This is a genomic window from Rhizobium sp. ZK1 (assembly GCF_047782645.1).
GTDB lineage: Bacteria > Pseudomonadota > Alphaproteobacteria > Rhizobiales > Rhizobiaceae > Rhizobium.
This window is the reverse complement of the sequence record NZ_CP180586.1, coordinates 1,511,415-1,532,852: the sequence shown is the minus strand read 5'-3', so window position 1 is coordinate 1,532,852 and position 21,438 is coordinate 1,511,415. Positions and strand designations below refer to the sequence as shown.

Annotated in this window: 23 protein-coding genes; 5 read left to right on the top strand and 18 right to left on the bottom strand. The window is 60.4% G+C overall.

Features of this window, described 5'->3' with window-relative positions:
- Entirely contained in the window at positions 1–315 is a 315-nt protein-coding gene (locus ACK9YZ_RS07950; RefSeq protein ID WP_183729415.1) for a DUF2849 domain-containing protein, read from the bottom strand.
- A gap of 1 nt (position 316) precedes the next feature.
- Complete coding sequence (gene cysG / locus ACK9YZ_RS07945; RefSeq protein ID WP_416066201.1) at positions 317–1,753, bottom strand: siroheme synthase CysG; 1,437 nt, start codon at positions 1,751–1,753, stop codon at positions 317–319.
- 286 nt (positions 1,754–2,039) lie between these two features.
- Here cysG and ACK9YZ_RS07940 point away from each other — a divergent pair, with 286 nt between their 5' ends.
- On the top strand, positions 2,040–2,627 hold the full coding sequence (locus ACK9YZ_RS07940) for a deaminase (RefSeq protein WP_416066200.1): 588 nt from the start codon (positions 2,040–2,042) through the stop codon (positions 2,625–2,627).
- A 6-nt stretch (positions 2,628–2,633) separates the two neighbouring features.
- Positions 2,634–3,479: a nucleoside triphosphate pyrophosphohydrolase gene (gene mazG, locus ACK9YZ_RS07935; protein WP_416066199.1), complete on the top strand. Its 846-nt coding sequence runs from the start codon at positions 2,634–2,636 to the stop codon at positions 3,477–3,479.
- Between the two features lie 19 nt (positions 3,480–3,498).
- Here the strand turns inward: mazG and hflX are convergent, their stop codons facing one another.
- The 8 genes from hflX to dusB form a co-directional block, all read right to left on the bottom strand.
- Positions 3,499–4,824, bottom strand: a complete 1,326-nt coding sequence (gene hflX, locus ACK9YZ_RS07930) for a GTPase HflX (RefSeq protein ID WP_416066198.1) — start codon at positions 4,822–4,824, stop codon at positions 3,499–3,501.
- 79 nt (positions 4,825–4,903) lie between these two features.
- A complete protein-coding gene (gene hfq, locus ACK9YZ_RS07925; protein ID WP_003539403.1) occupies positions 4,904–5,146 on the bottom strand; it encodes an RNA chaperone Hfq in 243 nt (80 codons plus the stop codon).
- 110 nt (positions 5,147–5,256) lie between these two features.
- Positions 5,257–6,120, bottom strand: a complete 864-nt coding sequence (locus ACK9YZ_RS07920) for a D-amino-acid transaminase (protein WP_216757951.1) — start codon at positions 6,118–6,120, stop codon at positions 5,257–5,259.
- Positions 6,121–6,181: 61 nt separating this feature from the next.
- Positions 6,182–7,546 (bottom strand): sigma-54-dependent transcriptional regulator, encoded by a 1,365-nt coding sequence (locus ACK9YZ_RS07915; RefSeq protein ID WP_216757950.1) that lies wholly within the window; start codon positions 7,544–7,546, stop codon positions 6,182–6,184.
- Complete coding sequence (locus ACK9YZ_RS07910) at positions 7,536–9,806, bottom strand: ATP-binding protein (protein WP_416066197.1); 2,271 nt, start codon at positions 9,804–9,806, stop codon at positions 7,536–7,538. The genes ACK9YZ_RS07915 and ACK9YZ_RS07910 overlap by 11 nt, the downstream gene beginning before the upstream one ends.
- Before the next feature lie 181 nt (positions 9,807–9,987).
- The gene (gene ntrC, locus ACK9YZ_RS07905; protein ID WP_416066196.1) at positions 9,988–11,439 is read right to left on the bottom strand and encodes a nitrogen regulation protein NR(I); all 1,452 of its coding nucleotides are present in this window, start codon (positions 11,437–11,439) and stop codon (positions 9,988–9,990) included.
- Complete coding sequence (locus tag ACK9YZ_RS07900) at positions 11,436–12,590, bottom strand: two-component system sensor histidine kinase NtrB (protein WP_216757948.1); 1,155 nt, start codon at positions 12,588–12,590, stop codon at positions 11,436–11,438. The genes ntrC and ACK9YZ_RS07900 overlap by 4 nt, the downstream gene beginning before the upstream one ends.
- Positions 12,587–13,606 (bottom strand): tRNA dihydrouridine synthase DusB, encoded by a 1,020-nt coding sequence (gene dusB, locus ACK9YZ_RS07895; protein ID WP_416066195.1) that lies wholly within the window; start codon positions 13,604–13,606, stop codon positions 12,587–12,589. The genes ACK9YZ_RS07900 and dusB overlap by 4 nt, the downstream gene beginning before the upstream one ends.
- Before the next feature lie 141 nt (positions 13,607–13,747).
- Between dusB and ACK9YZ_RS07890 the strand changes: the two genes are divergently transcribed.
- The 3 genes from ACK9YZ_RS07890 to ACK9YZ_RS07880 all read left to right on the top strand — a co-directional run bounded on the left by ACK9YZ_RS07890 (position 13,748) and on the right by ACK9YZ_RS07880 (position 15,844).
- On the top strand, positions 13,748–14,968 hold the full coding sequence (locus ACK9YZ_RS07890) for a bifunctional 2-C-methyl-D-erythritol 4-phosphate cytidylyltransferase/2-C-methyl-D-erythritol 2,4-cyclodiphosphate synthase (RefSeq protein WP_216757946.1): 1,221 nt from the start codon (positions 13,748–13,750) through the stop codon (positions 14,966–14,968).
- Complete coding sequence (locus ACK9YZ_RS07885; protein ID WP_216757945.1) at positions 14,965–15,459, top strand: CinA family protein; 495 nt, start codon at positions 14,965–14,967, stop codon at positions 15,457–15,459. The genes ACK9YZ_RS07890 and ACK9YZ_RS07885 overlap by 4 nt, the downstream gene beginning before the upstream one ends.
- A gap of 79 nt (positions 15,460–15,538) precedes the next feature.
- Positions 15,539–15,844, top strand: a complete 306-nt coding sequence (locus ACK9YZ_RS07880; RefSeq protein WP_416066194.1) for a hypothetical protein — start codon at positions 15,539–15,541, stop codon at positions 15,842–15,844.
- Positions 15,845–15,852: 8 nt separating this feature from the next.
- On the opposite strand, the gene ACK9YZ_RS07875 is transcribed toward ACK9YZ_RS07880, so the two are convergent.
- From ACK9YZ_RS07875 to ACK9YZ_RS07840, 8 genes are all read right to left on the bottom strand, one after another.
- On the bottom strand, positions 15,853–16,302 hold the full coding sequence (locus ACK9YZ_RS07875; RefSeq protein WP_216757943.1) for a type II toxin-antitoxin system RatA family toxin: 450 nt from the start codon (positions 16,300–16,302) through the stop codon (positions 15,853–15,855).
- A gap of 9 nt (positions 16,303–16,311) precedes the next feature.
- Positions 16,312–16,842, bottom strand: coding sequence for an AAA family ATPase (locus ACK9YZ_RS07870; RefSeq protein WP_416066193.1), 531 nt, complete (start codon positions 16,840–16,842; stop codon positions 16,312–16,314).
- A gap of 223 nt (positions 16,843–17,065) precedes the next feature.
- Entirely contained in the window at positions 17,066–18,037 is a 972-nt protein-coding gene (lipA, locus tag ACK9YZ_RS07865; RefSeq protein ID WP_216757941.1) for a lipoyl synthase, read from the bottom strand.
- Positions 18,038–18,131: 94 nt separating this feature from the next.
- Positions 18,132–18,380, bottom strand: a complete 249-nt coding sequence (locus tag ACK9YZ_RS07860; protein WP_183729462.1) for a GlsB/YeaQ/YmgE family stress response membrane protein — start codon at positions 18,378–18,380, stop codon at positions 18,132–18,134.
- A 13-nt stretch (positions 18,381–18,393) separates the two neighbouring features.
- On the bottom strand, positions 18,394–18,648 hold the full coding sequence (locus ACK9YZ_RS07855) for a GlsB/YeaQ/YmgE family stress response membrane protein (protein ID WP_416066192.1): 255 nt from the start codon (positions 18,646–18,648) through the stop codon (positions 18,394–18,396).
- A 100-nt stretch (positions 18,649–18,748) separates the two neighbouring features.
- The gene (lpdA, locus tag ACK9YZ_RS07850; RefSeq protein WP_416066191.1) at positions 18,749–20,194 is read right to left on the bottom strand and encodes a dihydrolipoyl dehydrogenase; all 1,446 of its coding nucleotides are present in this window, start codon (positions 20,192–20,194) and stop codon (positions 18,749–18,751) included.
- Between the two features lie 16 nt (positions 20,195–20,210).
- Positions 20,211–20,789 (bottom strand): GNAT family N-acetyltransferase, encoded by a 579-nt coding sequence (locus tag ACK9YZ_RS07845; RefSeq protein ID WP_416066190.1) that lies wholly within the window; start codon positions 20,787–20,789, stop codon positions 20,211–20,213.
- 2 nt (positions 20,790–20,791) lie between these two features.
- A complete protein-coding gene (locus tag ACK9YZ_RS07840; protein WP_416066189.1) occupies positions 20,792–21,433 on the bottom strand; it encodes an SGNH/GDSL hydrolase family protein in 642 nt (213 codons plus the stop codon).
- Positions 21,434–21,438: the final 5 nt, after the last annotated feature.

The following is a 21,438-nucleotide window of genomic DNA, read 5'->3' as shown; positions in this document are numbered from 1 at the left end:
TCAGACTGCAATGAATTCTGGATCAGCCGGCTTGTAGCCCGGCGCATATTCCATGGTCGGCCCCTGGGCGCGAATGCGCTCGCGCAGACGCAGCGGCCAGAGCTGGCCGTTGGTCTCCTGAACCTCGACAACGGCAACGTCGACGACGAGGTTGTCAGCATAGGATTTCTTGCCGATCTCCTCGAGGGCCGCGACGGCTTCGGCATGGCGAGCGACAAGCGCTTCCTGCAACGAGGTCACCCACTCGCCATTGGCGTTCAGCCAGACGGCGATGCCGTCCGTCAGGCGGTTGGCGGTCAGAACCTTGTCTACCATGTCAGCTCCTTGCAAGTTCATCGAACCGGATGCGCTCACGCACCAACGGTTCGGACAGTTCGAAATTGGCGCCTGCGACCGCATCGCCGATAATGACCATGACTGGTCCCGTCAACTCGTCGCGGTGCTGCAGGTCCGGAAGATCACGCAAGGTTCCGTGCAGCAGCCGGCGGTCCGCGCGGCTGGCATTCTCGACCACGGCAACGGTGGTCTCTTCGGGGATACCGGCCTGCATTAGCCGCTCGGCAACGGAGGCTGCGACCGTGCGGCCCATATAGACGGCAATCGTGGCACCCGACACGGCGAGGCTTGCCCAATCCGGCAGAACGTCGCCGGTCAGATCATGGCCGGTCGTAAAGACCAGCGAAGAGGCAACACCGCGCAGCGTCAGCGGCAGTTCGAAATCGGCAGCAGCGGCAAAGGCGGAGGTGATACCCGGGACGATCTCGTAGGAGATGCCGGCGGCGCGCAAGGCGGCCATCTCTTCCCCGGCCCGGCCATAGACCAACGGATCGCCGCTTTTCAGGCGCACGACGCGCTTGCCCTGACGGCCGAGATCGACCAGGAGATCGTTGATCTCTTCCTGGGACTTCGAATGGCAGCCCTTGCGCTTGCCGACCGAAAGACGCTCGGCATCGCGGCGTCCCATATCGACGATCGCCTGCGGCACGAGTGCGTCATAGACAATCACGTCGGCCTCCATCATCACGCGCTGGGCGCGCAAGGTAAGAAGGTCCTCAGCACCGGGGCCGGCGCCGACAAGCCAGACATGGCCTTCGAAGCGATCAAGCGACCGCAGCAGGCCATTGGCAGCGCGGCGGGCCTGCGGAAGATTGCCATTGGCGACAGCATCCGCGACCGGTCCGGAGAAGAAACGACGCCAGAAGATGCGACGCGAGACGCCGCGCGGAACCAGATGTTCGACCGCCTTGCGATAACTGGTTGCAAGCGCTGCGAGGCGCCCGAGAGATGGCGACAGAAGCTGGTCGATCTGAGCCCGGACCATCTGCGCGAGTACGGGGCCTGCGCCTTCCGTGCCGATCGCGACGGCGACAGGCGCGCGATTGACGAGAGCCGGTGTGTAAAAATCGCAGTATCCTGGCTGGTCGACGGCATTGGCCGGGATTTTCGCCGCGCGGGCTGCTTCGACGATCCGGCGATCCTGCTCGGCTTCGCCAGTCGCGGCGAATACCAGAACGGCACCTTCAACCTGCTTAGGCGCGAAGGCTTCGCGGACGGTCTCGATACGATTGGCAATCAGGAAGGCGTGGTAATCAGCTTCTGGGCGATCGGCATGCGCGATAATACGCACCTGCGTATTCAAGAGCAGGCGAACCTTGGCGAAAGCTTCGTCGCCATTGCCGAAAACGGCCGCAGTCCGACCTTCCACGCGAAAGAAGGCGGGAAATACCGAAAGCTGTTCAGTTCTGGGAGGCATTCTCAATCCACTTCGAAGTTGCCCGAATATGCATTCTCCGGACAGGCGAATGAAGAAACAGAATTCCAAAGGCCGGCCAGTCGCGTATTCTTTTACCCGGTTGATCAGTGATTTGAGAAAACTCACCCGTGCGGCGCAAAAAGCACATATCTTGAGCGGTTGCCGCAGCTTTTTGTCCAATGCCAAAGGACGGAGCGATAAAGCCTGTGGCAAAGTCCCCGGCGCCGGACTTATGCATTCCGCTTCATTCCGCGGGGCGATAAGATGGGTGAAACAGGAGAATTTCATGCCGGAAAAGACAATCGCCAACCGCCTCCTGCAGGTCATGGAAGAGAATATCCTACCGATGACGGAGCTCGGCGTCGCCTCCGGCAACAAGGTGTTCGGGGCAGCGATCCTGCGCAAATCCGATCTGTCGCTCATCCTCGCCGAAACCAACAACGAGCTCGAAAATCCGCTTTGGCACGGCGAAGTGCACACGCTGAAACGCTTCTACGAGCTCAACGACAAGCCGGCGACGAAGGACCTGATCTTTCTCTCCACGCACGAACCCTGCACCATGTGCATGTCGGCGATCACCTGGGCCGGCTTCGATAATTTCTATTATTTCTTCAGCCACGAGGATTCGCGCGACAGCTTTGCGATTCCGCACGATCTGAAGATCCTGAAGGAAGTCTTCGGGCTCGAGCCCGGCGGCTACAGGCGGCAGAATGCCTTCTGGAAGAGCTTTGCAATCGCCGATCTCGTCGAGACAGAGGATGATCAGCTGAAGGCTGACCTCAAGGCGCAGACAGTGCGGATCAAATCACGCTACGCCGCCCTCTCCGACACCTATCAGGCCACCAAGAGCGCCAACGACATTCCGCTAAGCTGAGAGACCATGGAACCTTCGAAAGACATTTCGCGCCTGATCGAGATCATGGCGGCACTTCGCAATCCTGAGACCGGTTGCCCTTGGGACGTCGAGCAGGATTTCGAGAGCATCAAGCCCTATACGCTCGAAGAAGCCTATGAGGTTGCAGATGCGATCGAGCGCAAGGATATGGACGACCTTTGCGACGAGCTTGGTGACCTGCTGCTGCAGGTGGTCTTTCATGCGCGCATGGCCGAAGAAGCCGGCGAGTTCTCCTTCGGCGATGTCGTGGAAGCCATCACTCGCAAGATGATCCGTCGGCACCCTCATGTCTTTGCTCGCTCGGATGCGGATACACCCGATGCCGTGAAGAAGCAGTGGGACGAGATCAAGCAGGCTGAAAAACGCGAGCGTGCGGAACGTCGGGCGCGCCGCGGCATCACTGAAGATTTCAAGGCAGGCTTCCTTGGCTCCGTGCAGCGCAGCTTTCCGGCGCTGACCGAAGCGCTCAAACTTCAGGAGCGCGCCGCCAAGGTCGGCTTCGACTGGTCGGCGCCTGAACCGATCCTCGACAAGATCGAGGAAGAGGTCGACGAGTTGCGCGTCGCACTGCGCGAGGGCGATAAATCAAAGGTCAGCGATGAACTCGGCGACCTGATCTTCGCGATGGTCAATATCGGGCGACACGTGAAGGCCGATCCGGAACAGGCGCTCCGTGGAACGAATACGAAATTCAGACGCCGATTCAATCATATCGAGACGGTTCTTGATGCAGAAGGCGAGAGCCTGGAGGCAGCCAGCCTGGAGCGGATGGAAGAGATCTGGCAAGCAGCGAAGGCGATCGAGCGGGCTGTCATTGCTGGCGTGGAGTGAGCTCCGCCCACCAACAGGCTTATCGCTCCCAGTCTTCCTTTGCAGGCCTCTGGCCATGGCCGATGCGACGCTCAAGCTCGGCAGCCTCGGTTTCAGACAGACGCAGCTCCAGCGTCACCGAACCATCCTCATTGTCTTCGCGGCTATCGACGACGGCATGGTCGTAGAGCCAGGGCAGCAGCGCCAGCTTGTCCACCGGCAGCGTGATCGTCGTTTCCGTCATGACACCGGACAGACGACGGCTGATGTCATCCATGAGCCTGTCGACGCCCTCGCCGCTGATGGCGGAAACGGCAATGACATTCTGCATGGTCGAAGCCTTCTGCACGATGGCGTCGTGGGCTTCCGGCTCCAGCCGGTCGATCTTGTTCCAGACCTCGAGAATGCGGCGCTGGCCTTCGGCCTCATCGATGCCGAGGTCGTTCAGGATACGCAGTACGTCGGCGCTCTGGGCCTGATTGTCCACATCGGACATGTCGCGCACATGCAGGACGAGATCGGCTTCCAACACCTCTTCCAGCGTTGCGCGGAAGGCGGCGACCAAATGGGTCGGCAGATCGGAGATGAAACCGACGGTATCGGAGAGGATGACGGTGCGGCCATGCGGCAGCTTCATGCGGCGCAACGTCGGGTCGAGCGTCGCGAAGAGCATGTCTTCGGCGAGAACCCCTGCCCCGGTGATACGATTGAAGAGCGTCGATTTGCCGGCGTTAGTATAACCGACGAGCGCCACGATCGGATGCGGCACCTTCCTACGCTTGGCCCGGTGCAACTGACGGGTGCGGACGACCTGCTCCAGTTCACGTTCGAGCTTGATGATGCGATCCTGCAGCAGACGGCGGTCGGCTTCGATCTGGGTTTCACCCGGACCACCCATGAAACCGCCACCGCCGCGCTGGCGCTCAAGGTGGGTCCAGCTTCGAACCAACCGGCCCTTCTGGTAGTTCAGATGCGCAAGATCGACCTGCAGCGTGCCTTCCTTGGTGGAGGCGCGGCGGCCAAAGATTTCGAGGATCAGGCCCGTCCGGTCGATGACCTTGGCGTTCCATTCCTTTTCCAGATTACGCTGCTGCACAGGCGTCAGCGGATGATCGACAATGACCAAGCCGGAATCACGCTCGTCCAGCAGGTGCTTGATTTCCTCGATCTTGCCCGTGCCGAGAAGCGTCGCCGGACGCGGATCGTTGACGGAGACGATCGATGCGTTGACGACATCGAGGTCGATCGCCTGGGCAAGACCCATCGCTTCGTCGAGACGGCTTTCGGGAGTGCGGGTCGAAGCCGACTCAGTCTGACCGCCGCGCGAGCGCGACTTCAGCACCGGCACGACGACAGTCGCGCGCATATCATCCCTGTGCTTGGCGGCCTCAGGGATGATGGAATCATTCTTTGTATCGCGTGTCGAAATGACGGCTGGCCTTGGTTTAGGACGCTGCTTCTTCGCTCTCGAACATCTGCATTGGCTGCCCAGGCATGATAGTCGAGATCGCGTGTTTATACACGAGCTGCGAATGGCCGTCACGGCGAAGCAGAACACAGAAATTGTCAAAAGAAGTGACAACACCCGTGAGTTTCACGCCGTTAATCAGAAAGATTGTCAGGGAAATCTTTTGCTTGCGTACAGTATTGAGAAATAAGTCCTGCAGATTCTGAGAACGTTCCGCCATCGCGCCGCTTCTTTCTTTATTGCCGGCCTGATCAAGCCGGTAGAATATCAATCAACCTCTCCAGCAAGGCAGGTGGCACCCTCATTCCTCCAGCCCAGCAAATCTTGGTATCAAATCGTAATCTTTTCCGCAACGTCGAAAAAGCCTTCCCGAATATTCTGTGACAGGCTTCCCGGATGGCCGTTCGCAATCGCCTGTCCGTCAATGGAAACCACCGGAAAACAAACGCTTGTAGCCGCCGTGATGAAGACCTCGCGGGCGGCCATCATCTCCGAAACGGAGAACCTTCGCTCGACGATTTTCACCCCCAGTTTGGCCGCGACATCGATCAGAGTCGTGCGGGTGATGCCACGCAGGATGCCATGGTCGGCAGGCCGCGTTACCAGCGTACCATCGGCATCGACGATCCAGACATTGGTCGCTGCCCCCTCCTTCACCATGCCGTCGGCATCGATATAGATCGCCTCCTGTGCGCCGGCTTCCTTCGCCTGCTGGCGCGCAAGCACATTCGACAGCAGCCCGACCGACTTGATGTCGACGCGGTCCCAGCGATTGTCGGGAACGGTGATCGCCTTGATGCCAGTGGCATTCTTCTTGGCGATGATTGACGGATCGGTGCTCTTGGCAGTCACGACGATCGATGGCGGCGTGCCTTCAGCCGGGAAGACATGGTCGCGACGGGCAACGCCGCGCGTCACTTGCAGATAGAAGAGGCCGTTGCGGACGTGGTTGCGGCGCAGCGTCTCGCGAATCACTTGCGTCAGCGCCGCGCGGCTCATCGGCCAGGCGATACGCAATTCGCCCAGAGAACGGTCGAGTCTGTTCAGGTGCCGGGTCAGATCGACGATCAGGCCGTGACGGACCTCGCAAACCTCATAGACACCATCGGCAAACTGGTAGCCGCGATCCTCGACATGCACCATGGCATCGGAATGCCGCACGTAACGTCCATTCACATAGGCAATTCTTGGCATGGAAAACCTGCTCCAGGCAAAAGGAGAGAGCCGGCGCGACATAAGCCGCGCCGTAAAAAAGTCAGACGCCAAGCGACTTCAGCTTGCGGTGCAACGCCGAGCGCTCCATGCCGACGAATTCGGCTGTGCGAGAAATATTGCCGCCGAAGCGGTTGATCTGGGCGATCAGGTAATCCTTCTCGAACATTTCGCGGGCTTCGCGCAGCGGCAGCGTCATGATGTGGTAGTCGTTCTTGGCCGAAACCTTCGGCAGCATGTCGCCAAGATCGGTCGGCAGCATGTCGGCGGTGATCGGCGTATCCGGACCGTCGGTGCGTGCAAGGATCATCAAGCGCTCGATATTGTTGCGGAGCTGGCGGATATTGCCCGGCCAGTCGTGAGCCTGCAGCACGGCCATGGCGTCATCACCGATACGGCGCGGCCGGATGCCCGCCTGTTCGGAAATCTGGCGCATGAGTTGGTCAACGAGGAACGGAATATCCTCGCGGCGCTCGGCAAGCTGCGGTACGCGCACCGGCACGACAGCAAGGCGATGATAGAGATCCTCGCGGAACCAGCCTTCGGCGATGCGGCTTTCCAGATTGTAGGCGGTCGAGGAGATGATGCGCACATCGACCTTCACGCGCTTGGAGCCGCCGACACGCTCGAACTGCTGATCGACCAGCACGCGCAAGATCTTGTTTTGCGTCTCGCGCGGCATTTCGCCGACTTCGTCGAGATAGAGGATGCCGCGATGAGCCTCCTCCAACGCGCCGATCTTGCGCGCCTGCCCCGGTGCACCCTCCGTGCCGAACAGCGCCACTTCCATGCGGTCGGGCGTGATGTTGGCGGCGTTCAGCGCGACGAAGGGGCCGTTGGCGCGCGTCGACTTCTTGTGGATCATGCGCGCTACAAGCTCCTTGCCGGAGCCGGATGCGCCGAAGATCATGATGCGGCTGTTGGTGGGCGCGATCTTTTCGATCGTCTGGCGCAGCTGGGAAACGGCGACCGAGGTGCCGATCAGTTCCAGCGCATCGCCGGCGCGGCGCTTCAGCTCGATGTTTTCACGCTTCAGCTTGGAATTTTCCAATGCCCTCTCAGCGATCAGGATCAGGCGGTCGGCCTTGAACGGCTTTTCGATGAAGTCGAAGGCCCCGCGCTTGATGGCGGAGACCGCCGTCTCGATATTGCCGTGGCCTGATATCATCACGACCGGGAGCTCGGGATGGCGCGTCCTGATCTCGTCCAGCAGCGAGAGACCGTCGAGCTTGCTGCCCTGCATCCAGATATCGAGGAAGACAAGGCGCGGCACGCGATCGGAAATTGCCGCGAGCGCGCTGTCGCTATCATGCGCCATGCGGGTTTCGTGGCCCTCATCCGACAGGATACCGGCAACGATCTCACGAATGTCATGCTCATCATCAACGACGAGAATATCAGAGGCCATAAACGCTTTCCTTGTCACTGGCTGACGGGGTTGCGGAAGTCACATCCCGGCGCGGCAGATGCACGCGGATCATGGCTCCCCTTCCCTGGTCAAAATCTGCGGGCGCATCATGCAGTTCGAGCTGCCCGCCATGTTCCTCGATGATCTTCTTGACGATGGCTAGGCCGAGGCCGGTGCCCTTCTCGCGCATCGTCATATAGGGTTCCAGAATGCTGTGGCGGTTCTCGACCGGCAGGCCGCGGCCATTGTCGATTATATCGACGGTGAAGCGGTCGCGCGCTTCGTCCTTGGACGTACGGACGAGGATCTTGCGCTCTTCGCGTTCCTCGCTCGGTACGGCCTCGATCGCCTCCACTGCGTTCTTGATGAGATTGCCGAAGGCTTGCCCCAACATGCGGCTGTCGAACAAACCTTCCAGCCGCTCTTCGCCAAGTTCCTGCAGGAAGGTAATGTGATTGTTGCCCATCTCGCGCAGGAAGATTGCATCGTGAAGGATGGCGCGCAGATCGCTTGGCTCCTTCGTCGGCTTCGGCATGCGGGCAAAGGCCGAGAATTCGTCGACCATGCGGCCGATATCGCCGACCTGGCGGATGATCGTATCGGTGCACTGGTCGAAGACGGCGCGATCGCTCTCGTCGATCTGCTTGCCGTAACGGCGGCGGATGCGCTCGGCCGAAAGCTGGATCGGCGTCAGCGGGTTCTTGATCTCATGGGCGATGCGGCGCGCAACGTCGCCCCAGGCGGTAGAACGCTGAGCGATGACGAGATCAGTGATGTCATCGAGCGTAATCACATAGGATTCGCTGAGATCGCGCACTTCCTCGCGGGTCACCTGGACGCTGAGCGTGCGCACAGTACCGCCGCGCACCAGCGCGATCTGCTTGCGGAAATCGCCGCGATAGCGTGAGGCAGCTTCCGTCAGAACCTGATCCACTTCGGGCGCGACCTCCGACAGCTGCTTGCCGAGCAATTCATCGGCGTGCAGCGCCATCAGCGTTTCGGCCGAACTGTTGACGATGGTGATGCGCCGGTCCTGTTCGACGCCGATGACAGCAGCGGTGACGCCCGAAAGCACGGCCTCGATGAAGCGGCGACGGTCGTCCACCTCGTCCTTGGCCTCAAGGATCTCGTCGCGTTGGGTGCGGATTTCCGAAATCATCTTGTTGAAGGTGCGCGAAAGACTGGCGACGTCGCCATCAACAGCGTGGACAGGCACGACAATGTCCATATTGCCGGATGCGACGCTGTCGGCAGCGGTAATCAGCAGGCGGATCGGCCGAACGATACGGTCGGCCACCGCGATCGCGGTCCAGATCGCCGCCAGCAGCACGATCAGCGCAAAGCCGATATAGAGCACCGCAAAAGCGATCTGCAGCGAGACGCGGCCGGCTTCCATCGATCGGTATTCGGTGGCGTTCTCCTCCATCATGCGCATGGCGTTCATGACCTTGGGATCAACTGCGCGCACCGTATAGAGGAAGGTTCCTGATATCGACTCGAGCCGGATGATGGCGCCGACAAGATTGGTCACGCCGGGCGGGATCAGCGTCGGCTGGCCGGCGGCGGCCTTTTCCAGCGCATCCTGCGGGATGGCGGGCAGCGGCTTTTCCGTGCTGATGTCGGCCTGGACGATAACGGAGCCATCGCGCTCGACGAGGAAGGCACCGAGCAGGCCACGGCCTCTTGCCTGGCGGGTCATCAACTCGCCGAAGCCGGTCTTGTCCAGACTGTAGAGCGCGCGGTTGCGCTCCAGATCGTTTGCCATCGACACCGTCTGGCCCTGCAAATAGCTGGCGTTTTCCAGCATGTAGGCCTGACCGATGTTGCGGGATGAGCTGACGATCGCCTGGGTTCTCAGCGCAAACCAGCGATCGAGGCCGGCATTCAGGGTAATACTGGCAAAGATCGCCACCAGGATCGCCGGCGTGATCGCGACGATCGAAAAGAGCACGACAATGCGGATATGCAGGCGGGCCGCGGCGCGGCCGCGCGTGCGGGCCTTGAAAAGTCGCGCGACTTCGCGACCGATCAGCGCGATCAGACCGAGCACGAAAAAGGAGTTGATGACGACGGAACCGATGACCACGTGCGAGGTCGGGGCAATCGGCGTCACGCCGAGCAGTACGAAGAGCGTGACGGTCGCGCAGACCAACGCGCCGCCGGCAAGCACCAGACCGGGTACGGCAAACAGGGCACGACGGTCGGTCACCGTTGTCACCGCCTCGTTCGCCGTTTCCGGCGATACCCCTTCTTCGTCCATTCAGCCTCTCTTCGGACGGCATTGCCGCCACGCCCAACGAAACCAAATGGCGCCGGTTTACGAAAAAACCGGCGTTCAAACGACTCGATCGTGGGCGAATGTCCAAACCCTATGCGTGACCTTTAAGCAACGCATTGTGGCGAAAATGCAACGCACTTCGCCACAATGTCAAGGTCGAAGGTCAGTTCGTACGCGAACTTCGATAGACGGAAACGCCGAGTTCGCGGATCTTTTTCCGCAGCGTATTGCGGTTCAGCCCCAACAAATCGGCCGCCTTGATCTGATTGCCACGGGTGGCCGTCAATGCCGCAAGAATTAACGGATATTCCATTTCTGTCAGCACACGATCATAAAGGCCGGGCGGCGGCAGGTTTTCGCCGAAACTTGCGAAATAGGTGCGCATATTCTCTTCGACCGCCTGGGCGATCGTCATCGTGCCGCTGCGGATCGGCCCCTTCTCGATCGGGCTGTCGGGAACATCGGAGCGAAGCTCGGCATCGATGATTTCGCGGGTGATGACATCCTGTGGATAAAGCGCCATCAGGCGGCGGATGAGGTTCTCCAGCTCGCGCACGTTGCCCGGCCAGGCATAGGCCTTCATCAGTTCCAGCGCCTCCTGATCGAAGCGCTTGGAGCCTAGGCCTTCCTTTTCGGCCTGCTGGACGAAATGGCGGACGAGATCCGGAATATCTTCGGCGCGGTCGCGAAGCGGCGGCAGGCGCAACGGCACGACGTTGAGGCGATAATAAAGGTCCTCGCGGAAGAGCCCCTGATTGATCGCCTGCTTCAGATCCTTGTTGGTCGCCGCCACGATGCGCACGTCCGTGCGGATCGGTGTGCGACCGCCGACAGTCGTATATTCGCCCTGCTGCAGCACACGGAGAAGACGCGTCTGGGCATCCATCGGCATGTCGCCGATTTCGTCGAGGAAAAGCGTGCCGCCTTCGGCCTGTTCGAAGCGGCCGGTGGAACGGGTCTGTGCGCCGGTGAAGGCGCCCTTCTCGTGGCCAAAGAGCTCGGACTCGATGAGATCGCGCGGGATAGCAGCCATGTTGATGGCGACGAAGGGGCCGTTGCGGCGCTTGCCGTAATCATGCAGCGCGCGGGCGACAAGCTCCTTGCCGGTGCCGGACTCGCCGGTGATCATCAGCGTCAGGTCCGTTTGCATGAGGCGGGCGAGAACGCGGTAGATTTCCTGCATCGCCGCCGATCGGCCGACGAGCGGCATGCCGTCCTGGGTGTCCTCGTCGAGCTTGGCCGGCTTCCTCTTCGGCTCGGCAAGCGCCCGGCCGATGATGCCGATGAGCTCCGTCAGGTCGAAAGGCTTCGGCAGGTAATCATAAGCGCCCTTTTCGGAAGCCTTGATCGCCGTCATGAAGGTGTTCTGCGCGCTCATGACGAGAACCGGCAGTTCCGGCCGCGCCTTCTTGATGCGAGGCAGAAGGTCGAAAGCATTTTCATCGGGCATCACGACGTCAGTCACGACGAGATCGCCTTCGCCGGCTGAAACCCAGCGCCACAGCGTTGCGGCATTGGAAGTAATGCGCACATCATAACCGGCGCGGCTCAAGGCCTGATTGAGCACCGTGCGGATGGCCGCATCGTCATCTGCAACGAGGATCGTGGCTGTCATCTATTGGGTCCTGTCGAGCTTGCAATACCGGCGTCATCAAGCGAAGCATCCTTGGACGCCGGCATGAGGACGCGAAAAATCGTGCGGTTGTTCTGGCTGTCGCATTCGATGATGCCGCCGTGATCGCCGATGATCTTGGCAACGAGGGCGAGACCAAGACCGCTGCCATTCGTCTTGGTGGTGATGAAGGGATCGAAAAGATGCGGCAGCAGGTCCGTCGGCACGCCTGGGCCGTTATCGATAACGCAGAATTCCAGCGGCAGCGAGATTTTCTCGCGCGTGCCGGCGACAGACAGGCGGATACCGGGGCGATAGGCCGTCGTCAGGATGATTTCACCGTCCGACCGGTCGCCGACGGCTTCGGCAGCGTTCTTCACCAGATTGAGGAAGACCTGCACGAGCTGATCGCGATTGGCGTAAACGGCGGGCAACGACGGGTCGTAATTCTCCGTCATACGGATATTGCGGGCAAAGCCTGCCTTGGCGACCGCCTTCACATGGTCGAGCACGGAATGGATGTTGACGGGCACGCGGTCCACCGGGCGCTCGTCGGAAAAGACCTCCATGCGATCGACCAGCGAGACGATACGGTCCGTCTCGTCGCAGATCAACCGCGTCAGGGCGCGGTCATCGTCGATCACAGATTGCTCGAGGAGCTGGGCGGCGCCGCGGATGCCGGAAAGCGGGTTCTTGATCTCATGCGCCAGCATAGAGGCGAGCCCCGTGACAGAGCGCGCCGCCGCCCGGTGCGTCAACTGCCGGTCGATCTTGTCGGCCATCGACCGTTCCTGGAAAACGACGACGACCGAGCCGGGTTCGGCAATGACAGGCGCGACATAGATATCGACGAGTTTGTCCTGGCCGAGACGCGGCGAGCTGAGGTCCACGCGATATTCGTTGACCGGCGCCTTGCGTTCGCGCACCTGATCGATGAGCGCCAGAAGCGGGCTGCCGAAGGGAATGAAGGTCGAGATGCGGTAGCGCGACAGATGCGCGGCGCTGGCGCCGAAAAAGGCTTCGGCTTCCCAGTTCGCAAAGGCGATGAAGCCGCCCTCATCCACCATGACAACAGGGTTCTGGATGGCGTTCAGCACCGACATTGCGACGGCATTACCGACGTTTTCGGAAGAAGGTGTGCCGTCCGTGCTCATGCCGCCTCCCGCTGTTCTACTGCACCTATCGCCATTGCATCGCCAAAGCGGGCAATGACATCATCAGGATTGCGCGATGTCATGATCGCAGCCTTATGTTCGCCCGGAAGGTCCGGCGCAAAGCGCTCCAGATACCAGCCGAGATGTTTGCGGGCGTGCCTGACGGCAACGGCCTCGCCATAGAATTCCAGCATCATGCGATAGTGCTCGACGGCAATTGCGGCGATCTCCTCGCGCGACGGCTCGTTTGCGCCGGCAAGAACACCGGCATGCCAAGGCCTGCCCTGGCAGCCGCGGCCGATCATGACGGCGTCAGCACCGGACCGGCGCAGAATCTCCTGGGCATCTGCGGCCGTCTCGACATCGCCATTGGCGATCAGCGGTACGGAAATGACATCGCGCACAGGGCGGATCGCATCCCAGTCCGCCCTGCCCTCATAGAATTGCATGCGGGTGCGGCCATGGATGGTGACGAGCTGGACACCCGCTTCTTCAGCGCGTTTGGCAATGTGCGGAGCGTTGATGGAATTTTCGTCCCAGCCGAGGCGCATCTTCAGCGTCACGGGGATATCGACCGCCCTGACGGTCGCCTCGATGAGTTCAAGCGCATGATCGGGATCGCGCATCAGCGCCGAACCGGAATAACCGCCGATGACCTTCTTGGCTGGGCAGCCCATGTTGATGTCGATGATATCGGCGCCGTGATCGGCCGCGATCTTCGCGGCTTCAGCCATCCAGTGCGCCTCGCGGCCGGCAAGCTGCACCATATGCGGACGGAAACCGGCTACCCGCAGGCGCGCCCAAGATTCGGCGGTATCGCTCACCAGCTCCCGGCTTGCCACCATCTCCGTCACCACGAGGCCGGCGCCATAGCGCCAGGCAAGCTCACGGAACGGCATGTCCGTGACGCCGGACATCGGGGCAAGCACAACGCGGTTCCGCACGGACACAGATCCGATTCGAAAAGGCGTTGCGAGGTCCTTGGAAATCAAATGATTATCTTTCAGGCACACCATGTATCTGCATTATTTTTAGCCATAGATCTTTGGCTTGCCAAGAGGGTCGAGCCCGAATTGATATTTTTTGGGCAAATGCTGGAAAAGGTCCGAGCAAGACGATAGAGCAACTGACATCCATTCCGGATATTTCAGGGATTTATGCTGCAAATGCATAGTAAGCAACCGATATCGGCTGGAATTGTCGTCGTTGCGGCGGGCCGCGGCGAACGCGCCGGATCGTCAGAGGAAGGCCCCAAGCAATACCGGATGGTCGGCGGCAAGCCGGTTATCGTCCATACGCTTGAAAACTTCATGACATGGGAACCGGCAAAGCATATCGTCGTCGTCATCCACCCGGATGATGAAGCGCTCTTTGCCAGAGCGTCTAGGCACATCATCTCGGCAACCCCGATCGACACCGTCCATGGCGGCCCCACGCGGCAACAATCGGTGCTTGCCGGCCTGCGATACCTCAAGGATAAGGGCATCAGCCATGTGCTGATCCACGATGCGGTGCGCCCCTTCTTCGATCACCAGCTTCTCGACAGGATTGGCGATGCGCTTTCGACCGGCGCCCCCGCAGTCCTTCCTGCAACACCGGTCGCCGATACGCTGAAGCAGGCAGGGAGCGACGGAATCGTGGTCAGAACCATCCCGCGCGACCAGCTCTATGCGGCCCAGACGCCGCAATCCTTCGATTTCGCCACTATTCTCGAAGCCCATGAGAAGGCAGCCGCAATCAGCAAAACAGATTTCACCGACGATGCGTCGATCGCCGAATGGCTCGATATCCCCGTAACGATCATCGAGGGCGCATCGACCAACGTGAAGCTGACAGTCAGGAGCGATATCACCATGGCCGACGACAGGCTCTCGGGCGCGCGCATTCCCGATGTGCGAACCGGCAACGGCTATGACGTGCATCAACTCGAGCCCGGTGACGGCGTGACGCTCTGCGGTGTTTTCATTCCACATGACCAAAAGCTGAAGGGCCACTCCGATGCCGACGTCGCGCTGCATGCGCTAACGGATGCGCTGCTAGCCACCTGCGGCGCCGGCGATATCGGCGACCATTTCCCGCCGTCCGATCCGCAATGGAAAGGTGCTGCTTCCCGCATTTTCATCGAACATGCGGCGAAGATCGTGCGCGATCATGGCGGCACGATCACCAATGCCGACGTTTCCCTGATCGCGGAGGCGCCGAAGGTCGGCCCGCACCGCGAGGCCATGCGCGCCAATCTCTCGGAGTTCCTCGGCATCGACATCGAGCGTTGCTCGGTGAAAGCCACCACCAACGAGAAGATCGGTTTCGTCGGCCGCCGCGAAGGGATCGCGGCGATTGCGACCGCAACCGTCGTCTATGGAGGCACGAAGCGTTGAGCCTGTTTCCCGCAGATATCACCGCGATGACGGAAAGCATCATTCGCGATTTCACGGCCGCAGGTCTGATGGTCTCGACGGCGGAATCCTGCACCGGTGGGCTGATTGCCGGCGCGCTGACAGAGATTTCCGGTTCGTCAGCCGTCATCGACCGCGGTTTCGTAACCTATACGAACACCGCCAAAATGCAGATGCTCGGCGTGCAGGAGGAGACGCTCGCCCGTTTCGGCGCAGTTTCGGAGGAGACGGCGCGGCAGATGGTGCATGGAGCCCTCTTCCGCTCACGCGCCGACCTTGCTGTCGCCGTGACGGGTATTGCCGGCCCCAGTGGTGGATCGCCGGAAAAGCCTGTCGGGCTGGTGCATCTTGCCGCAAAATCACGTTCAGGTAAGCTTATCCATCGCAAGGTGCTTTACGGCGACATTGGCCGCACGGAAATCCGGCTGGCAACAATCCGGACGGCACTTCAAATGCTTATTGAAATTGCGTGACTTTGAGTGAGGGAACAAAAGGCGGGAATTTCAGTTTCTGCCGCGCCCAGGCAAGAGCCGGTTTTGAAGGAACGGTCAAATGAGATACTTGGCATGCATCGGTGTCGTCTTGAGCCTCGCCTGCGTTTCGGCGGCTGAAGCACCATCCAACTATCAGGTTTATGGCGGCGTGCGGGTGGATTCCGATCCCGTTCTGCTGCGCAAATACGACCACGCGCTCCGTCGCTGCCAGCCGGAAGCACTGGGCTATCGCGGATCGCCCGATACCACCAGCCTGCTCTACAACGCTGCGCTCAGAGGCTGCCTCTATCGCTACAGCTTCACCGATCGCGGTGCCTACGCCTATCCGGCGACGCGCATCTTCGATCATTTCTTCGATCGCTGACCAAGGCTCTATCGGCTGTAGATCGTGCCCGCCCGCTTTTCGAAGGCTTCCGTAAACATACGGAAAGCCCGGTCGAACATTGCCCCCATCAGGGCGCCGAGAATGCGGCTCTTGAACTCGTAGTCGATGAAAAAATCGACCGTGCAGCCTCCCCCGTCCGCCTCGACAAATCGCCAGCGGTTGTCGAGGTAGCGAAAGGGGCCATCGATATATTTGACGTCGATGACGCGCTCGGCCCTATTCAGCAGGACCTGTGTGGTAAAGGTTTCGCGGACCGCCTTGTAGCCGACGGTCATATCGGCGATCAGCAGCAACTTGCCATCGCGTTCCTTGCGGTTCTTCACAACAAGGGCTTCGCAGAGCGGCAGAAATTCCGGATAGCGTTCGACATCAGACACGAGGTCGAACATCTGGTCGGGCGTGTGCGGGACGGGGCGATGCGTTTCGAATTGCGGCATGAAGCGCAGTTAAGCCGGCACACCGAGAAGATCAAGAAGCGCGCGCATCTGGCGGCGGGATTTCACCTGCAAAACCGGTACATGCGGCCCGTGAGCAGCGATCGCGGCTGTGACACGTGGCGTAAATTTCTTCTCGAAGGTCCAGATGAACTCCAGAAACTCCCAGTCCACCTTTTCGATGCAGCCCGGCGCCATTTCCGGACGTGTGCGGCCGAGATGCTTCAGCCAGCGTGTCAGCACGCCCCAGACGCAGAGCAGGCGCGGCATGCGCACCCAGATGACGATATCCGTGCGCGGCAGGCGGATATCGAAAGTGGAGGTATTGGTGCCGTCCATGATCCAACGTTCGCCGGCGATCCTCTCGATGATACGCTGGCGCTGCTCCTCCTTGCCGCGTTCCACCCAGCCCGGCAGCCAGCGGATGTCACGGTCGATGGACAGGTAGGTCAGGTCGAAATGACTTGCCAGTTTCTGGGCCAGAGTCGATTTGCCGCCGCCCGAACAGCCGATGACCACGATTCGCTCGGCACGAAGGATCATGTCGGCTGCCTCTGCAATAGAGACTGCACGAATGGGTTCAGGCGACATCGTCACTTGATGCATGGCAGGCTCGCTTTCGACAGGATTGCCTTCGCGGACAGACTTAACTGCGAAGAGCGGCGTGCTGGCTAGCTGCTTCGCATGACCCGATGATGACAGCGTAACACACAAAGAAAAACCGCGGCAAAATCGCCGCGGTTCTCATCAAAACAAGGGTAAGCTCTTACTCGGCAGCCATCAGCAGCTTCTTCTCGCGCGCAGCCTTCAGGCGGGCGAAGTCATCGCCGGCATGGTGCGAGGAGCGGGTCAACGGGCTGGAAGCGACCATCAGGAAGCCCTTGGTGTAAGCGACCGTCTCGTAGGACTTGAACTCTTCCGGCGTGACGAAGCTTTCGACCTTGTGGTGCTTGCGGGTCGGCTGCAGATACTGGCCGATCGTCAGGAAATCGACATCAGCGGTGCGTAGGTCATCCATGAGCTGAAGAACCTCGTTCCGTTCTTCACCGAGGCCGACCATAATGCCGGATTTGGTGAACATGGTGGGGTCGAGTTCCTTCACGCGCTGCAGCAGGCGGATGGAGTGGAAGTAGCGGGCGCCGGGGCGAACCGTCAGGTAGTTTCCGGCAACGGTTTCCATATTGTGGTTGAAAACGTCGGGCTTGGCGGCGACGACACGTTCCAGCGCTCCAGGCTTCTTCAGGAAGTCTGGCGTCAGGATTTCGATCGTCGTCATCGGCGAAGCGGCGCGGATCGCCCAGATCACCTTTTCAAAGTGCTCGGCGCCTCCGTCTTCCAGATCGTCACGGTCGACCGACGTGATGACGACATGCGACAGGCCCATTTCCTTGACCGCCTTGGCGACATTCTCAGGCTCGGCCATGTCGAGCGCGTTCGGCTTGCCTGTCGCCACGTTGCAGAAGGCGCAGGCGCGCGTACAGATCTCGCCCATGATCATGAAAGTCGCGTGCTTCTTGTCCCAGCACTCGCCGATATTCGGGCAGCCCGCCTCTTCGCAGACGGTGACGAGCTTGTGCTCCTTCACGATCGAGCGGGTTTCGGCATAGCCTTTCGAGGTAGGCGCCTTCACACGAATCCAGTCCGGCTTGCGCAGGACTTCCGTATCCGGGCGATGCGCCTTTTCCGGATGCCGCACGCGCTTTGCGTCTGGATTGATCGTGTCGAGAATGGTGACCATGTCAGTTCAACTTTCCGCCGCCCCATGCGGCCCAGACTCTCGTATTGCGCATCATTCCTTTGCCTGAATCTTCCGATCTAGACGGTTATGCGCTCTATCTTCGCACCAGGCGCGCGAGGAATATCAGCAGACAGGCGCCAATGAAACCCGTCACGAAATAGCCGAACCTTCCGCCGGCAACCTCGATATGGAACTGCGCCAGGACGGCAGTGGCGACAACCGAGCCGACAATGCCGAGCACGATGTTCAGTAAAATGCCGTAGCGCGCTTCCATCAGCTTGCCTGCGAGCCAGCCCGCAAGTCCGCCGATGATGATTGCCGAAATCCAGCCCACACCTTCCATGCTATCTCTTGCCCTACGCTATCGCCCTTGCGATCAGCACCACGACAATGGCGCCGACAGTGGCGTGGATGATCTGAACCACCAATGCATTCTCAATGCCCAGCGATATACCCAGCGCATTGAACAGAAACCCGCCCACGAACGCGCCGATGATGCCGCTCAGGAGGCATCGTATCAACCCACCACCACCGACGAGCAGGCTTGCGAGGAAGCCAGCGACCAGGCCGATCAGCAGAAAGATGAGAAGCGACTGCGTGCCCATAGACATGATGATTTCCTTTCGTTTTTTCCAGCCCGGGATGGGATGGATTTTCCATCCCGGTGGTGGCGTTCCGCCACGCCGGGATAGAGGGCAGCTCAGGAAATTATCAAGCGTTCAGAACGCGGCCGTAAGCATCCAGCACGCTTTCCTTCATCGTTTCCGAAATGGTCGGATGCGGGAAGATGGTGTGCATCAGTTCTTCCTCGGTCGTCTCCAGATTCATGGCGACGACGAAGCCCTGGATGAGTTCGGTAACTTCTGCACCGACCATGTGGGCGCCAAGCAGTTCACCGGTCTTCTTGTCGAAGATCGTCTTGACGAGGCCCTGGTCCTCGCCGAGCGCGACAGCCTTGCCGTTGGCGCTGAAGGGGAAGCGGCCGACGCGGATATCGCGGCCCAGCTCCTTGGCCTTGGCTTCGGTCAGGCCAACGGAAGCGACCTGAGGGTTGCAATAGGTGCAGCCCGGGATCTTCAGCTTGTCCATCGGATGGACATTCGGAAGGCCCGCGATCTTCTCGACGCAGACGACCCCTTCATGCTCGGCCTTGTGTGCCAGAAGCGGCGGGCCGGCGACATCGCCGATCGCGTAGATGCCGGGCACGTTGGTCTTGCCGTAGCCATCGATGACGATGAAGCCGCGGTCGGTCTTCACACCGGCAGCCTCAAGGCCGATGCCCTCGACATTGGCCTGCACGCCGACAGCCGAAATCATGCGGTCAGCCGTGATTGTCTCAGTCGTGCCGTCCTTCTTCTCGATGGTGGCGGTGATCGAGTTGGCGCCCTTTTCCACCTTGGCGACCTTGGCTTCCAGATGGATCTTCATGCCCTGACGCTCGAACTGCTTCTTGGCGAGCGCAGAGATTTCCGCATCCTCGACCGGCATGACCTGGCTCAGGATTTCGACGACGGTTACGTCGACGCCCATGGTGCGGTAGAAGCTTGCGAATTCGATGCCGATCGCGCCCGAACCCATGACGAGCAGGGACTTCGGCAGCTCGTCAGCCTTCATCGCTTCGAAATAGGTCCAGATCAGCTTGCCATCCGGCTCGATGCCCGGCAGCGCGCGCGGACGGGCGCCGGTCGCAACGATGATGTGCTTGGCAGTATAGGTGCCCTCACCCAGCGCGTTCTTCGGCACCGGACCCATCGGCTCCATCGGCTTCTTCGCCGTCTTGGAAACGACGATCTCGCCGGGTTTGGTGATCTTGGCTTCGCCCCAGATGACATCGACCTTGTTCTTCTTGAACAGGAAGCCGACACCGTTGTTCATGCGATGCGCTATACCGCGCGAACGGGTGACGATCGCCTTGATGTCGGGCTTGATCGTGCCTTCCAACACCAGGCCGTAATCCTTGCCGTGCTGGGCGGTATGCAGGACGTCTGCGGAGCGCAGCAGCGCCTTGGTCGGAATGCAGCCCCAGTTGGAGCAGATGCCGGCCAAATGTTCGCGCTCGACGCAGGCGACCTTGAGGCCGAGCTGCGCGGCGCGGATGGCGGCGATATAGCCGCCGGGACCGGAACCGATGACGATGACGTCGTAGGATTGAGCCATTGCTTTCCTGCCTTTGCTACGCTCCCGCGCGGGTCATCAGAACCCATGCGTGCTTCTTGCTGTTGTCGAAGAGCGGTACGGCATTCATGCGCGCCGCCTCCGAAAATCCGTTTCTTCCGTAAAGCGACAGAGCCGCTTCGTTACTATCCGACGTGATCAGGCTGACCGGCAGCCCGTCTGCTCTTGCGAGCTGATCTTCCAGCAACCTCTTACCGATGCCGATACCGCGCATATGGCGATAGACAGCGAGACTGCCAATGAACCAATGCCCGATCACCGATCTCTGCATCGCCAGCATCGGCTCTATGGCCGGATGCCGCGCTTCGACATCGCGTATGCCTTCATCCACTTCGTAACCGATCGTCATTCCGGCGATCTCGTCATAGGCCTCGCCGATGACGGCGTTCTTCCAGCCGCCGAGCGCCTCGTCGCTCATCTTCAGCCGGCCCCGCTCCAGCGGCGTATCGCTCATGCCGCTTGCGACGTCGGCAAACCAGAGCCATGAGGCAAAGCCGTGAGAGGCAATATCTGCCAGGATCGCCAGTTCCGAAGCATCCCGGCGGGAAGCCTGTCGGAGAGCGAGAAAGGCAGTCATCGTCAGAGGCCCAGCATCATCCGCACGATGGGCTCAAGGCCGCGACCGAGCGCGCGTGTATTTTCCGCATCGAGGTGGATGCCATCGATCGGCGTGGTCTTGGCGACGGAATTGCCGTCAAAGAAGCCACAGCCGAGCTCATCGGCAAGATCACGGTAAAGGGTCGGAAGCTTTGCCGATTCCTCGATACCGCCGGGGAACGATGCCGCGAAAGGCACATTGCCCGTCGCGCAGATCGCCGGCGGCGCCACGATCAGGATTTCCGGCCCGTCGAATTCGAAGGGCCAGGCATGATTGCGGATCAGCCGCACCAGACGGGCTATGCCCTGGCATGCGGCAAAAGCCGAACCGGCAACGACCGGCTTCATGTCATTGGTTCCGAGCAGCAGGATGACGAGATCGAGCGGCGCATGCGTCTGCAAAACGGTCGGAAGAATGCGTGCGCCATTGCGATCGCAATCGGCAAGATGGTCGTCGAAGGCGGTGGTGCGGCCATTCAGGCCTTCCGCGATGATGCGAGCCTCGTTTCCGAGCGTTGCCTGAAGCACGCTCGGCCAGCGGGTCTCATAAGCATGACGACCGATCGTGTCGGCGTCATAGCCCCAGGTCAGCGAGTCACCATAGCAAAGAACGGTCTTCGTCATCTCCG

Excerpts from the sequence above, each read along its gene's own strand:
- ACK9YZ_RS07950 (WP_183729415.1), bottom strand. The coding sequence starts at position 315 with ATGGTAGACAAGGTTCTGACCGCCAACCGCCTGACGGACGGCATCGCC.
- cysG (WP_416066201.1), bottom strand. The coding sequence starts at position 1,753 with ATGCCTCCCAGAACTGAACAGCTTTCGGTATTTCCCGCCTTCTTTCGC.
- ACK9YZ_RS07940 (WP_416066200.1), top strand. The coding sequence starts at position 2,040 with ATGCCGGAAAAGACAATCGCCAACCGCCTCCTGCAGGTCATGGAAGAG.
- mazG (WP_416066199.1), top strand. The coding sequence starts at position 2,634 with ATGGAACCTTCGAAAGACATTTCGCGCCTGATCGAGATCATGGCGGCA.
- hflX (WP_416066198.1), bottom strand. The coding sequence starts at position 4,824 with ATGCGCGCGACTGTCGTCGTGCCGGTGCTGAAGTCGCGCTCGCGCGGC.
- hfq (WP_003539403.1), bottom strand. The coding sequence starts at position 5,146 with ATGGCGGAACGTTCTCAGAATCTGCAGGACTTATTTCTCAATACTGTA.
- ACK9YZ_RS07920 (WP_216757951.1), bottom strand. The coding sequence starts at position 6,120 with ATGCCAAGAATTGCCTATGTGAATGGACGTTACGTGCGGCATTCCGAT.
- ACK9YZ_RS07915 (WP_216757950.1), bottom strand. The coding sequence starts at position 7,546 with ATGGCCTCTGATATTCTCGTCGTTGATGATGAGCATGACATTCGTGAG.
- ACK9YZ_RS07910 (WP_416066197.1), bottom strand. The coding sequence starts at position 9,806 with ATGGACGAAGAAGGGGTATCGCCGGAAACGGCGAACGAGGCGGTGACA.
- ntrC (WP_416066196.1), bottom strand. The coding sequence starts at position 11,439 with ATGACAGCCACGATCCTCGTTGCAGATGACGATGCGGCCATCCGCACG.
- ACK9YZ_RS07900 (WP_216757948.1), bottom strand. The coding sequence starts at position 12,590 with ATGAGCACGGACGGCACACCTTCTTCCGAAAACGTCGGTAATGCCGTC.
- dusB (WP_416066195.1), bottom strand. The coding sequence starts at position 13,606 with ATGGTGTGCCTGAAAGATAATCATTTGATTTCCAAGGACCTCGCAACG.
- ACK9YZ_RS07890 (WP_216757946.1), top strand. The coding sequence starts at position 13,748 with ATGCTGCAAATGCATAGTAAGCAACCGATATCGGCTGGAATTGTCGTC.
- ACK9YZ_RS07880 (WP_416066194.1), top strand. The coding sequence starts at position 15,539 with ATGAGATACTTGGCATGCATCGGTGTCGTCTTGAGCCTCGCCTGCGTT.
- ACK9YZ_RS07875 (WP_216757943.1), bottom strand. The coding sequence starts at position 16,302 with ATGCCGCAATTCGAAACGCATCGCCCCGTCCCGCACACGCCCGACCAG.
- ACK9YZ_RS07870 (WP_416066193.1), bottom strand. The coding sequence starts at position 16,842 with ATGATCCTTCGTGCCGAGCGAATCGTGGTCATCGGCTGTTCGGGCGGC.
- lipA (WP_216757941.1), bottom strand. The coding sequence starts at position 18,037 with ATGGTCACCATTCTCGACACGATCAATCCAGACGCAAAGCGCGTGCGG.
- ACK9YZ_RS07860 (WP_183729462.1), bottom strand. The coding sequence starts at position 18,380 with ATGGAAGGTGTGGGCTGGATTTCGGCAATCATCATCGGCGGACTTGCG.
- ACK9YZ_RS07855 (WP_416066192.1), bottom strand. The coding sequence starts at position 18,648 with ATGTCTATGGGCACGCAGTCGCTTCTCATCTTTCTGCTGATCGGCCTG.
- lpdA (WP_416066191.1), bottom strand. The coding sequence starts at position 20,194 with ATGGCTCAATCCTACGACGTCATCGTCATCGGTTCCGGTCCCGGCGGC.
- ACK9YZ_RS07845 (WP_416066190.1), bottom strand. The coding sequence starts at position 20,789 with ATGACTGCCTTTCTCGCTCTCCGACAGGCTTCCCGCCGGGATGCTTCG.
- ACK9YZ_RS07840 (WP_416066189.1), bottom strand. The coding sequence starts at position 21,433 with ATGACGAAGACCGTTCTTTGCTATGGTGACTCGCTGACCTGGGGCTAT.